This is a genomic window from Kitasatospora sp. NPDC101183, from assembly GCF_044767945.1.
Classification (GTDB): Bacteria; Actinomycetota; Actinomycetes; order Streptomycetales; family Streptomycetaceae; genus Kitasatospora.
This window is the reverse complement of the sequence record NZ_JBIWOW010000032.1, coordinates 58,023-70,672: the sequence shown is the minus strand read 5'-3', so window position 1 is coordinate 70,672 and position 12,650 is coordinate 58,023. Positions and strand designations below refer to the sequence as shown.

Below are 12,650 nucleotides of genomic sequence, written 5' to 3'. Positions count from 1 at the left end.
ACGCCCTTTGTTCAACGCCCCTGTGAGGTCACGGGGTTATAACGGAAATCGTGCCCGGTTCCGTCTCACGTCGCCTTCCCGGGGCGTGCCTATGATGCGCCACTCGCGTTACCAGGTGTCACTCATGGCACACGGGCACCACGAGTCACAGCAACAACTCCTGTCCCCACGAGTCGAGTAGCGCACCGTCCGCCACAAGGAGGTCCCATGGCCACCCCCCAGACCGACGCCGCTTACACCGAGCCGCAGACCCGCGACGACATCCCCGGCTGGTTCTTCGGCCTCGACCAGGCCGCCTTCACCCACCTGCTGTCCACCCAGAGCGCGACCGGCGTCACCGGCGACGTCCTGGAGCTGGGCTGCTACCTCGGCCGCAGCACCGTCCTGATCGGCGACCACCTGCGCCCGGGCGAGCGCCTCACGGTCTGCGACCTGTTCGACTCCGACGCGGGCGACGCCGCCAACGCCGCCGAGATGGCGATGTCCTACCGCCGCACCCTCACCCGCACCGCGTTCGAGTCCAACTACCTGGCCTTCCACCAGGAGCTGCCCGAGATCATCCAGGCGCCCACCTCCGTGCTGGCCGACGGCCGCATCCCGGCGGGCAGTTGCCGCTTCGTCCACGTGGACGCCTCGCACCTGTACGAGCACGTCGCCGGGGACATCGCGGTCGCGCGCGCCGCACTGCGGCCCGACGGGGTGATCGCCCTCGACGACTACCGCTCCGAGCACACCCCGGGCGTCTCGGCCGCCGTCTGGGAGGCCGTCTTCACCGGTGGGCTCAAGCCGGTGATGCTGACGCCGATGAAGTTCTACGGCACCTGGGGCGACCTCGACGCCGCCCGCGCGGTGCTCACCCTGCGCGACTGGCAGGCCGCCGGCTACGCCGTGGACGAGGACGTCATCGCGGGCAACCGGGTCCTGCGACTCAACAACCCGGACCGGTCCTCCGCCCCGACCCCCGCCTCCCGCCGCCTCGCCCTCGACCTCCTCCCGCCCATAGCCACCCGCGCCACCCGCAAGGTCCTGCGCACCCTCCGCGACCGCCGCACCACCCGCGAGGCCTGAGAACCGGTACCGGCGGCGGCGATCAGGGCCCTACGTCGGATCATCCCACGTAGTACGCCCGATTGTGCGCCGCCACCGGCGCGGACTGGTACGTCCAGACGCCGGTGGCGGGGGCGTCCGCGATCAGGTGGGCGAGGTCCCGGGCGGCCTCCTCGGACGGGTTGCCGAGGGCGAGGTGGACGCGGTCGGCGCCGAGGTCGTCCAACGCGTAGTAGCGGTACGGCTGGTAGACGTTGAGCGGCCCCGCGAGCAGGCGGCCCTCCTCGTCCGTGCCGTAGCCGGTGACGGGGGTGTTGTTGACGGATTCGGGGGTCAGCCCGACCAGGTTGACCGACAGGGCGACCACCTCCTCCTCGTACCGCTGCAGCCCGCCCGCGCCGAGTGCCGCGCGGCGGCAGGAGACGGCCCAACGCTCCTGCACGGACGGGGCGTTGAGCGAGGGCATGGTGGCCTCGAACCAGCCCGGGTACTTGGGCTCGGCGTACAGACGCCGCCCGGCGTCGATGGCGAGCGGGTTGTCGCACAGCACGTGCAGCCGGGCGATGCCGAGGAGCTTGGTCTGGTCCCACCCCCGCGCGTACTGGCCGTAGTTGAGGACCGGCAGCCGCTCCCCCGCGAAGGCCGGGTGGGCGATCAGGTTGATCTCCAGTTCCTGGGTGACGCCCCAGCCGTTCGGGTACTGGGCGAAGTACAGCTGGTAGTTGAGCGACACGCACGCCCCGCCGTCGAACTCGGCGACGGCGAGGCCCGGGTGGCGCTTCTCCAGCAGCCGGGCCGCCCGCTGCGGGTCCACGAGGTAGTCGACACCCAGGTTGTGCAACGCGCCGTAGTGGAACGGCAGGTGGTACGGCTCGGGCACGGGCGGAAGGGGCAGGCCGGTCATGGCGTCTCCGTCTTCGGAACGAGGGGCGGGTCGGTGACCACGGCCGGGCGGCGCAGCTCCAGCAGGTCCTGGTGCATCCGTTCGGCGCTGCGCAGCGCGAGCGCGGCCATGGTGAGCGAGGGGTTGGAGGTGCCGAGGGAGGGCATCGAGCCGCAGCCGACGGCGTACAGGTTGGGGTGGTCCCAGCAGCGCTGCCACGGGTCGACGACGGAGGTGCCGGGCGCGTCGCCCATGACGTGGGTGCCCCCGGCGTGGCCGGCGCCCCGGTAGCCGTGGGCGACGCCCCGGTGTTCGAGCCTGCCGGGCCAGAGCGGCCCGGCGGGGTAGGCGGTGTGGTCCTCGGCGCCGAGGAGGGCGAACAGCTGGTCGGAGACGGCGCGGGCGGAGGCCATGCCCTCGCGCACGTACGCGTCCAGGTCGTAGTGGACGGCCGGGGCGGGCAGCCCGAGCGGGTCGCGCCGGTGCGGGTCGAGGGTGACGCGGTTGGCGGGGTCGGCGGGCTGCTCCAGCTCGAACTGGAGCGAGAACTGACGGCCCAGCCGGTCCCCGAGCCGCTCGCGCAGCTCCTTGCCGCGCAGCCCCTGGGCGATCATCGCGGCGCTCTCCGCCTCGACGCCGCCGCCCGCCCAGGACCAGCCCCAGTTGCCGATCTCGATGCGGAACGGCGCCCGCCGCGCCCGGGCCGGGCCGAAGCGGAAGGCCTCCAGGCCGCTGGTGGAGCCGGGCCCCCGGTACGGGCCGACGGGCCGGGGCATCAGGCCCCAGGTGAGCAGCGCCGGGTGGTCCATGAGGTTGCGCCCGACCTGGTCGCTGCGGTTGGCGAGCCCGGACAGGAGCAGCAGCCGGGCGTTCTCGATCGCGTGCGCGGCGAGGACGACCACCTCGGCGGAGGCCAGCCGGGCCCGGCCGCCCTCCACGTACTCGACGCCGGTGGCGCGCCCGGTGGCCGGGTCGGCGAGGACGCGGCTGACGACCGCCTCGGTGCGCAGCTCGACGCCGTCCGCCCATCGGGCCTGGGTGCGCAGCGGGGTGTACTTGGCGCCGGTCGGGCAGACGGGCACGCAGCTGGCGCTGCCCTCGCAGACGGCTCCGCCGTCTGCCGCGCCGGGCCCGTTGCGGGCCTGCGGGGTGCCGGTGACGGCGAGGCGGGCCGGGCCGGCCATCGCGGGGTCGTGGGCGAGGCGTCCGTCGAGGGCCCGGGCGAGCCGCTGGTCCAGGTGGCTGGCGGGCAGGGGCGCCTGGGGGAAGGCGTAGTCCTCGGGCAGGGGGAGGCCGACGGCCCCGCGCTGCTCCTCGGCGTCGGCGGCGGCGACGCCCAACTCCCGTTCCGCCGCGCGGTAGTGGGGCTCGAGGTCGGCGTAGCCGATCGGCCAGTCGCGGCCGCGCCCGAGGAGGGTGCGGGTGCGGAAGTCCTCGGGGTGCATGCGCGGGACGAGGCCGGTCCAGAGCAGCCCGGTGCCGCCGTTGGCGCGCAGGTAGCCGCTGGCGTACGGGAGCGGGCCGTACTGCCGCAGGTGTCCGGTGGCGCGGAAGCCGCCGCCGGGCAGGCCGGTGAGGTCGCCGACGTCGGGCGAGGGCGCGTCGGGGTTGTGCGGGTACGGGGAGGTGGGCGGGCCGCCGCCGGCCGCGCGCAGGGCCTCGGCGGTGCGGGCGGCGTCGGGCGCGTGCCGGCCGGCTTCCAGGACGAGGACGCGGTGGCCGTGGGCGCCGAGGCGTTCGGCGACGAGGGAGCCGGCGAAGCCAGCGCCGACCACGATCGCGTCCCAGCGGGCGCTCATCGGCCCTCGCCGCCCTCGGGCGGGCGGGCCCAGCTGCCGAAGCCGGGGGCGGCGCTGCCGGGCGGGGCGGAACGGAAGGTGCGCCAGGCCAGGGCGCCGTCGTGGGCGCGGGCGGAGGTGGGCGCCTCGCCGGGCCAGGCGCCGACGTACCAGAGGTGGACGAGCGCGGCCTCGTCGCGGACGGGGTGGGCGAGGGCGGTGCGGTGGTGCTCGCGGGCCAGGCCGGTGGCGCGCAGTTCGGCGACGTCGAAGCCGGTGAGTTCGGCGCTGACGCGCAGGAACTCGTCGAGGTCGGCGAGTTCGTCGCGGGTGAGGCGCCAGTCGGCCGCGGCGAGGTCCTCGTCGCCGTCGGGGCGGTTGCGGGAGGCGCGGTGGTCGGACAGGGGCACGCGGAGGACCTCCACCAGTGGATGGCCGGGGCATGACATGCCGGGGGCGTCACCCCGGCCGCGGTCGCGATCCTGCCCCGGGGTGGCGCCCGCCAGGCCGGGATGCCCGAATCTGCCCGTTCTTGGTCGCCGATCGATCGACCGACGACCATTCATGTCCCGTCGGAGCCCGCCGGCGACCGGCCTCGCCCTACACAAGAACCCGCAGGCGACCGGCCTCGCCCTACACAAGAACCCGCCGGCGACCGGCCTCGCCCTACACAAGAACCCGCCGGCGATCAGCCGAGCGCCCGTACGGCCTCCAGGACGTCCAGCCCCAGCTCCGGGTCCGCGCCCTCCGGCAGGTTGACGGAGAGCCGGGTGACCAGCCCCGCGTACCGGCGGTGGATCTCCCGCGCCGCCTCCTCGACCGTCCCGCTGACCGCGAAGGCGTCGAACACCTCGTCGTCGATCAGCGCGGCCATCTCCGCCCAGCGCCCCCGCACCGAGTGGGTGTGCAGCTCCTCCTGCAGCGCCTCCCACCCGTGCTGCGCCAGCACCGGACGGTAGGCGGGGGTGGAGGCGTAGAACGCCAGCCGCTCCCGGACGGCGGCCCGGTTGGCGGCCAGCTCCTCCTCCGTCCGGCCGGTGGCGGTGAGCACGTTGCCGACGGTCTCGAACGGCCGCCGCGTCCACGGCTCCCCCGCCGCCTCGGCCCGCGCCCGGGCCTGCCGCAGCCCGGGCAGGACCTGCTCGGCCAGGTAGGCGGTGGAGGTGAAGGGGTGGCCGAGGAAGCCGTCGGCCACGGCCCCGGCGGTGCGGGTCATCAGCGGGCCGACGCCCGCCAGCAGGATGCGCGGCGCCCCGGCCTCGACGGGGTCGGGCGAGAAGACCGGGGTCATGACGGTGTGGGTGTAGAACTCGCCCCGGAAGCGCAGCCGCTCACCGGTCTGCCAGCTGTGCCAGATCGCCCGCACGGCGTGCACGTACTCGCCCATCCGCGCCGCCGGGCGGTCCCAGGGCATCCCGAAGCGCTTCTCGACGTGCGGCTTGACCTGCGAGCCGAGACCGATGACGGCCCGGCCGCCGGAGGCCGCGTGCAGGCCCCAGGCCTGGTAGGCGAGCGTCATCGGGGTCCGGGCGAAGGCCACGGCGATGCCGGTGGCCAGCTCGATGCGCTCGGTGCGGTCGGCGGCGCGGGCCAGCTGGAGGAAGGGGTCGTACGCCGTCTCGGCGACGACCAGCCGGTCCATGCCCCGCAGTTCGGCACGCTCGGCGGCCTCCAGGATGCCCGCCGGGTGCCCGGAGGCGGTGGCGTCGAGGCGGAGGGCGGCGGGCTGGTCCATGGCGGTGCTCCTGGTCGCGGACGTGCGGGGGCGGGGCCCCGGTCGTACCCCGGTAGCCTCCCACGCCGCCCCGACCGCCTGAACCTCCCATGCCTGCGGCCGCCGCGGCGTAAAGGTCCGTACGGTGGTGCCAGACCCGAGGGAGGAGCGCGTCACCATGACCGAACTGCCCGACCAGCCCGTCGTCCGCACCACCGAGGGGGCCCTGAGGGGCCGCCTCGACCGGGGCCTCGCCGTCTTCCGCGGCGTCCCGTACGCCCGGCCGCCCGTCGGGGCGCTGCGCTTCGCCGCCCCGGCCCCGCCCGAGCCGTGGGAGGGCGTGCGCGAGGCCGCCGAGTTCGGCCCCGTCGTCCCGCAGTCCGGCCCGATCACCAGCCCCGTCCCGTCCGAGGGCACCGACTGGCTGACCCTCGACGTCTGCACCCCGGACCCGGGCGCGGCGGGCCTGCCCGTGCTGGTGTGGCTGCACGGCGGGGGCTTCATCGCGGGCACCTCCGGGGACCCTCTGTACGACCCGACCGCCCTCGCCTCGGCCGGCCTGGTCGTGGTGGCCGTCAACTACCGCGTGGGGGCGGAGGGTTTCCTCCTGCTGGAGGGCGCCCCGGCCAACCGGGCCTTCCTCGACCAGACGGCCGCCCTGCACTGGGTCCGGCGCAACATCGCACGCTTCGGCGGCGATCCCGCTCTGGTCACCGTCGCCGGGCAGTCCGCCGGGGCCGGGTCCGTCGCCGCGATGACAGTCATGCCGGCGGCGCGCGGCCTGTTCCGGCGGGCCGTCGCCCACTCCGTCCCCGGCAACCTCGCCACGCCCGAACTCGCCTCGGACGTCGCCGCCGTGCTCGCCCGGCGCGTCGGCGCGGCGCCCACGGCCGCCTCCCTGGCCGAGGTCGACCCCTGGCGACTCGCCTCCGCCGTCACCGACCTGGGCGCGGAGCTGCCGAAGCACCTCGCCCGCTGGGGCCGCCTGGCCCAGACCGGCATCGCCACCGTTCCGGTCCTCGACGGCGAGGTGCTGCCCTGCGTCCCCTGGACGGACCTGGCCGACGGGGTCGAGCTGCTCGTCGGCCACACCCGCGACGAGTTCCGGCTCTTCACCGTGCTCAGCGGTCGGCTCGGCACCTTCACCGAGGAGGAGGCCCGCACCGCGCTGCGCCTGCTCGCCCCGCCGCCGGACGGCATCGCCGCGTACCGCGCCGCCTACCCGGAGGCCGGCTGGGAGGCGCTGCTGGAGGCCGTCGGCTCCGACGCGATCTTCCGGATGCCCTCCCTGCACCTGGCCGAGGCCAACTCCCGTGCCGGCGGCAGCTCGTACCTGTTCGAGCTGGCCCTGCCCGCCGCCGGCCTCGGCGGGGTGCTCGGCGCCTGCCACGGGCTGGACGTCCCGCTCTCCTTCGGCACCCTGGACGCCCCGACGGCCCGGCAGTTCCTCGGCGACCCGCCGCCGCCCGCCGCCACCGAGGTGTCCCGGGAGATCCGGCGGGCCTGGGTCTCCTTCGCCGCCACGGGCGATCCCGGCTGGCCCGCCTACGAGGACGGCGAACAGCTCACCCGCGTCCTGGACGCGCCCTCGCGGACCGCCCGCTACCCCGAGCAGGCGGCCCGCGCGATCTGGGAGGGGAACTCCCCCACCCCGTACGGCCTTTCGGACTCCGACGAGAACGGCTAGGAGTTCAGCACCGCCCGCTCGAACTCGCCGAACCCGCGCTCCTGCTTCCACTCCTGCTGCGCCTTCGGGCTGGCCTCCAGCAGAGCCGCGCAGCGGGGGCGCGGGTTCGTGCTGCCGAGGGTCTCACCGGCGCACTCCGGCACGGGCTGGAAGCGGGTGCGGTCCTTCCACAGGCTGCGGCCGGGCAGGAAGCCGAACTCCAGCGAGGCCCGGGAGAGGTCCTTCAGGTCGCGGTAGCCCAGGTCGTAGCGGGTGGCGGCCTTCTCGTACTCGCCGGTGATGTCCCCGCGCGAGACGCCCGGGTCGTCGGTGGCCAGCGCGACCGGCACGCCGTTGGCGCGGTACAGCGGGAAGGGGTGGTCCTGGCCCGAGACCTGGAGGATCTGCTCGTTGCTGGTCAGCGGCACCTCGACGAGCACCTGGCGCTCGGCGAGGAGGCTCAGCAGGCCGTCGGAGTCGTCCTCGCCGGCGACGTCCACGCCGTGGCCGATCCGCTCGGCGTGGCCGGTCAGCACCGCCTCGCGGATGTGCGAGCGCAGGTCCTCCGGCTTGACCAGGCCGGGCGTCAACTCGCCCGCGTGCAGGGTGATGTGGGCCTTGGGGTAGAGCGGGTGCAGGTAGTCGAGCATCCGCATCTGGAGGTCGTAGTTGTCCAGCGAGGACTGGTAGTCCTCCGGCTGCACGAGGTTGACGGCCACGAACCGGTCGTCCTGGCCGGCGAGTTCCATCCCGAGCAGCAGCTGGGTGAACACCCGGGCCGGGGTGGAGGCGCGGGAGGCCTGGGAGACGATCCGGACGGTGACGGCGCAGCCGGGCGCGGCCCGGTCGGTGCCGCAGTTCTCCGTGGTGCGGTACTCGGCGAACAGCTTGTCCGCGTCGGAGCGCGCCTGGGCGACGAGGTTGGCGATGCCGTTGTCCGCGAGCAGCTTGTCCCGCAGCTTGGCGAGGTCCGCGTCCCACCCGACCTTGGCGGACAGCGCGGCGGCGCCGCCGGAGGCGGGGGTCAGCATGGTCTCCAGGTAGCTCTGGTGCTGGTCGGCCATGGTGTCGGTGACCTCGGCCAGCATCTTTCCGGGATGGCGCCAGCTGGCCTCGCCGAACTTGCCGAACGTGGCGAAGAAGTGGTCGTGCCCGGACTCGGCGCCGCCGGGTGCGAAGTCCTGCATCGACCAGGCCCGGATCACGTTCTGCCGGAACGCCTGGTCGGTGACGGCGTCGGCGGCGGGGCGGGCGGTGGCGGTACAGGGCGGGTTCTGCGCGGTGAGCGTGCCGGTGTCGATGCAGAGGCCGTCCTCGGCGGCGAGCTTGATCAGCAGCTCGGTGGAGACGGCGCCGGAGAGGTGGTTGTGCAGGTCACCGCCCTTGGGCAGGTCGTGCAGGAAGGCGCGCAGCGCGGCCGGGTCGTCCCGGAGGCGGTCGAGCCGGGCGTCCACCTTGCGCTCGGCGAGGGTGCGCGAGCCCTTGCTGGCGGGCGCGGGGGCGGCCTGGGCGGCCATGGGGACGAGGGGGGTCAGCAGGGCGGCGCAGACGGCGGCCGCGATCATGGTGCTACGGCGTGGCGTGATCATGATCGTATGCTCACGTCCCGCCGGAGCAGCCCTTTACCCTTCCTCTACCCGTCACTCGAACGGGTGACTGATCGGTACGAACGGGACGACACCCACGTTCGAACCTCCGCTCATCCGTTCGAGCCTGACGCCCGGACGGACTCCAGGTACGCGACCGTCAGCTCCGGCGTCGCCAGCCAGGCGGCGTGGTCGCTCGGCTCGGCGTAGGTGTTGGCCAGTCGGCGCGCGACGGCGTCGTACTCCGCCGCCGCCGCGAACACGCCCTGGAGGTGCTCCGGCATGGTGAGCAGGTCAGCCGTCAACCGCACGCTGTGGCGGGCCTGTTGCTGCCAGAAGCGCTCGGCGGTCCGGCACATCCAGTCGGCCGTGAAGGGCGCGTCCCCGTGCTCGGCGATCGCCCTCCGGTAGGCGTCGGCGGCCCGGGCGGCGCTGTTGGCGCCCTGCCCGGTGATCGGGTCGTTGACGACCACCGCGTCCCCGAGGCCCAGGACGTGCACGGCGTCGACACCCGAGCCGAGTTCGGCCACGGGCCGCCGGACGACCGGGGTGACCGCCCCCGAGAGCCCGGCCCCGGCGTCGGTCGGCTCGGCCTCCGCCCAGAGCTCCGCCTCCCAGGGCAGGTACTCCGCCAACAGCTTGCGCATCCGGGCGAGTTGGACCTCCGGCGCCGGGTCGTCCCCGAAGGCGTCGAGCGGGCTCCCCGGCAGGGACTCCCACAGCAGGATCGAGCACGGCCCCGACAGGGTGAGCGCGGGCTGGAGGTACAGCTCCCCGAGCCCGGGCAGGGCGTGCATCCGGGCGCGCGGCTCCGTCGCCGGGTCGGGCGAGCCGACGCCGTGGGCGTAGAGGCAGGTCAGATTGCGCTGCGGCCGGTCGAACGGCGAGCGGCCCGGGTCGCGTTCGAAGATCCCGGCCAGCTCCCCGCGCCCGGCCGCGACGACCGTCAGCTCGTGCCGCCGGGCGAGCTCGCGCAGGCCCTCGCGGTCCAGGGAGCGGAACCGGACGTCGCCGCCGCGCTCGCCGAGCAGTTCGAGCCAGCGCGCCAGCTTGATCCGCTGGTCGACGGACTGCGCGGGCTCGTCGAGGGTCATGGTGAACTCGAGCGCCTTGACGCCCGGCGGCACGCACAGCGCCGAGCGGACGGCGTACACGGAGGGCGCCTCCCGCGCCCACAGGTCCAGCCCGGCCCCGGCCTCGATCCGCAGCGCCGGGCCGAACATGGCCTGGGTGGACAGGACGCGCCCGCCGCGCAGCTGGTCCGGGGTCCGCTCGGCGACGAGCGTCACCCGATGGCCGTCCTCGACCAGCCCCAGCGCGAGCTGCAGGCCCGCCTGACCCGCTCCGACGACGGCGATCCGGCGCACAAGGCCTCCCGAAGGCTCCCTGACGACGGCTCCGTTGACCGTGCGTCAGGTTCGAACACCCTAGCCGAGCCCGCCGGGCGCGTCACCGCCGCGAACGCCTCAACCCCGCAGGCGCCCGACGATCAGCTCGGTGACGGCCTCGACCTGCTCCGCCACGTAGAAGTGCCCGCCCGGGAAGACCCGCAGGTCGAAGCCGCCGGTGGTGTGCCCCGCCCAGGCGCCGACGTGTTCGACGGTGGCGTTGGGGTCCGTCTCACCGACCAGGCCGGTGATCGGCACGGGCACGGTCGCGCCGGGCGCGCACAGGTAGGTCTCGATCGCCGTGAAGTCCGCGCGCAGCGAGGGCAGGATCACCTGGCGCAGCGCGGGGACGGCCAGGATGCCGCGGTCCGTGCCGCCGAGCGCGGTGATCTCCTCCAGCAGCGCGTCGTCCCCCTGCCGGTGCACGTCGGTCGCCCGGGGCAGCGAGGGCGCCCGGCCCGCCGAGACGAACAGGTGCTCCGGCGCCGAGAGGCCCTCAGCGGCGAAGCGCGCGGCCACCTCGAAGGCGACGGCCGAGCCCATGCTGTGCCCGAAGAAGTACAGCGGACGGTCGGCCCAGGGCCGCAGCTCCGCGGCGAGCCGGTCGGCCAGCCCCGCCACCGAGGGGATCCCGGGCTCGGAGAGCCGGTTCTGCCGGGCCGGGTACTGCACCGCGAGCACGTCGGCGTACGGCGACAGCGCGTTGGCGTACTCCAGGTAGTAGCTGGCCGAACCGCCCGCGTGCGGGAAGAACACGACCCGCGCGGGGGCGTAGTCGGACGGCTTGAACCGGCGGAACCACGGGTTGTCGACGGCGGCGCTGTTGGACATACGGGCTTCGACCTCTCTCCGGAACGGGCACCCTTCCTCCCCAGTCTCCCAGCACCCGCCCGGTCACGGGATGTTGCCCCGGTCACGCCCGCCCTCCGGGCCGGTGAATCTCCTGCCGCATCACCGGGAGCCACTTGCGCCCCAGTGGGCTACGCTGACGCACCGTCAAAATCACGGGAGGACGGGGTCAGGGCATGACGACGAGCACGGAGCCCACGTACACCGGGCTGGTGCTGGACGGGCTGGCGCAGGACGGGGGCCGGGTGGCCCTGTGGTCCGGCGACCGGGCCTGGACGGCGCGGGAGTGCCTGGACGCGGTGTTCCGGATGGCCCGGGCGCTGGAGCGCGCGGGGCTGGGGCACGGCGACGGGGTGACGGTGATCTCCGGGAACCGCCCGGAGGCGGTGCTGGTGCGCCTGGCCGCGAACCTGCTGGGCTGCCGGGTCGCGATGCCCTACCCCCTCGCCCCCGCACGGGAGTTGGCGGCCCTGGCGGAGTTCGCGGGGACGGAGGCGCTGGTCTTCGACCCGGCCGGCTGCGCGCCCGCCGCCGAGGAGGTCGCCCGGGCGCTGCCCTCGGCGGCCCTGTTCGCCCTCGGGCCGACCGAGGTCGGCGCGGACCTGCTGGAGCTGGCCGCCGGGTGCTCCGCCGAGCCCCTGGAGCCGCGCTTCCGCCCCGAGGACGTGATGGGCGTGCGCTTCACCGGCGGCACGACCGGGCGGCCGAAGGGCGTGATGAGACGGTTCTCCCGACCGCCGAGACCGGGGCTGCTCGGCGGTTCGGTGTTCCTGCTCTGCACCCCGCTGTGCCACGGCGGCGGCACCACGGCCGATCTGGCACTGGCGGCCGGCGGCACGGTGGTGCTGCAGGAGGGCTTCGACGCGGGGGCGGTGCTGGAGGCGGTGGAGCGCTTCCGGGTCTCCCGCACCTTCCTGCCGCCGCACCTGCTGTACCGGCTGCTGGACCACCCGCTGCTGCCCTCGGCGGACACGGGCAGCCTGCGCCTGATCGGCTACACCGGCTGCCTGCCCTCGCCACGCCGCCTGGCGGAGGCGACGCGGCGCCTCGGCCGGGTGCTGCACCAGACGTACAGCCTCACGGAGTGCGGCCCGGTCACCCGCCTCGGCCCGGACGAGCACCTGGACCCCCGGCTGCTGTCCACCGCCGGGCGCCCGTTCCCGGACGTCGAGGTGCGGATCGTGGACGAGGAGGGTGAGCCGCTGCCGCCCGGTGAGGTGGGCGGGATCGAGGTGCGCACCCCGACGGCGATGGCGGGCTACTGGCGGGACCCCGAGCTGACCGAGCGGGTGCTGCGGGAGGGCCGGCTGCTCACCGGGGACCTGGGCACGCTGGACAGGTCGGGCTATCTGACGGTGGTGGGCCGGGGCGAGTCCATGGCCATCGTCGAGGGGCACAATGTGTTCCCCCGCGATGTGGAGGAGCCGCTGCGCTCCCACCCCGAGGTCCGCGAGGCGGTGATGTTCGCGACCGCCGACCCCGACCGCCTGGAGCGGGTGCACGCCGCCGTGGCCGTCGCGCCCGGTTCCCGTGTCACGACGGAGCAGCTGCACCGCTGGAGCATCGAGCGCGGGGGCGCGCGCCACGCCCCGCACACCCTGCTGATCCTCCCGAGCATCCCCCTGACGGGTTTGGGCAAGCCGGATCTGCCCGCCCTCCGGGCCCTGCTCGAAGCGCCGGACGGACGGACCGCGACCGGCGCAGCGGCGTACGAGGAGGCGTACGAGGAGGCCTGACGC

10 protein-coding genes are annotated in these 12,650 nt (G+C 74.9%); 3 read left to right on the top strand and 7 right to left on the bottom strand.

Annotation, left to right across the window (positions count from 1 at the left end):
* The first annotated feature begins 207 nt into the window (after window positions 1–207).
* Entirely contained in the window at window positions 208–1,068 is an 861-nt protein-coding gene (locus ACIRRS_RS33145) for a class I SAM-dependent methyltransferase (RefSeq protein WP_402978865.1), read from the top strand.
* Window positions 1,069–1,108: 40 nt separating this feature from the next.
* Here the strand turns inward: ACIRRS_RS33145 and ACIRRS_RS33140 are convergent, their stop codons facing one another.
* The 4 genes from ACIRRS_RS33140 to ACIRRS_RS33125 form a co-directional block, all read right to left on the bottom strand.
* Window positions 1,109–1,951 carry a hypothetical protein gene (locus tag ACIRRS_RS33140; RefSeq protein ID WP_402978862.1) on the bottom strand — a complete coding sequence of 281 codons (843 nt, stop codon included), beginning with the start codon at window positions 1,949–1,951 and terminating at the stop codon, window positions 1,109–1,111.
* Window positions 1,948–3,729, bottom strand: a complete 1,782-nt coding sequence (locus tag ACIRRS_RS33135) for a GMC family oxidoreductase (RefSeq protein WP_402978859.1) — start codon at window positions 3,727–3,729, stop codon at window positions 1,948–1,950. The genes ACIRRS_RS33140 and ACIRRS_RS33135 overlap by 4 nt, the downstream gene beginning before the upstream one ends.
* Window positions 3,726–4,118 (bottom strand): hypothetical protein, encoded by a 393-nt coding sequence (locus tag ACIRRS_RS33130; protein WP_402978856.1) that lies wholly within the window; start codon window positions 4,116–4,118, stop codon window positions 3,726–3,728. Before ACIRRS_RS33130 ends, ACIRRS_RS33135 begins: the two co-directional genes overlap by 4 nt.
* A 278-nt stretch (window positions 4,119–4,396) precedes the next feature.
* Window positions 4,397–5,443, bottom strand: a complete 1,047-nt coding sequence (locus ACIRRS_RS33125; protein WP_402978853.1) for a TIGR03617 family F420-dependent LLM class oxidoreductase — start codon at window positions 5,441–5,443, stop codon at window positions 4,397–4,399.
* A gap of 157 nt (window positions 5,444–5,600) precedes the next feature.
* On the opposite strand from ACIRRS_RS33125, the gene ACIRRS_RS33120 reads away from it, so the two are divergent.
* Window positions 5,601–7,109: a carboxylesterase/lipase family protein gene (locus ACIRRS_RS33120; RefSeq protein ID WP_402978850.1), complete on the top strand. Its 1,509-nt coding sequence runs from the start codon at window positions 5,601–5,603 to the stop codon at window positions 7,107–7,109.
* Here the strand turns inward: ACIRRS_RS33120 and ACIRRS_RS33115 are convergent.
* The 3 genes from ACIRRS_RS33115 to ACIRRS_RS33105 all read right to left on the bottom strand — a co-directional run bounded on the left by ACIRRS_RS33115 (window position 7,106) and on the right by ACIRRS_RS33105 (window position 10,893).
* The gene (locus tag ACIRRS_RS33115; RefSeq protein ID WP_402978847.1) at window positions 7,106–8,677 is read right to left on the bottom strand and encodes an adenosine deaminase; all 1,572 of its coding nucleotides are present in this window, start codon (window positions 8,675–8,677) and stop codon (window positions 7,106–7,108) included. The two genes, ACIRRS_RS33120 and ACIRRS_RS33115, sit on opposite strands and share 4 nt — an antisense overlap.
* Before the next feature lie 110 nt (window positions 8,678–8,787).
* Entirely contained in the window at window positions 8,788–10,041 is a 1,254-nt protein-coding gene (locus tag ACIRRS_RS33110) for a styrene monooxygenase/indole monooxygenase family protein (RefSeq protein WP_402978844.1), read from the bottom strand.
* 99 nt (window positions 10,042–10,140) lie between these two features.
* Window positions 10,141–10,893 (bottom strand): thioesterase II family protein, encoded by a 753-nt coding sequence (locus ACIRRS_RS33105; RefSeq protein ID WP_402978841.1) that lies wholly within the window; start codon window positions 10,891–10,893, stop codon window positions 10,141–10,143.
* A gap of 194 nt (window positions 10,894–11,087) precedes the next feature.
* On the opposite strand from ACIRRS_RS33105, the gene ACIRRS_RS33100 reads away from it, so the two are divergent.
* Entirely contained in the window at window positions 11,088–12,647 is a 1,560-nt protein-coding gene (locus ACIRRS_RS33100) for an AMP-binding protein (RefSeq protein ID WP_402978838.1), read from the top strand.
* The last annotated feature ends 3 nt before the right edge of the window (window positions 12,648–12,650 follow it).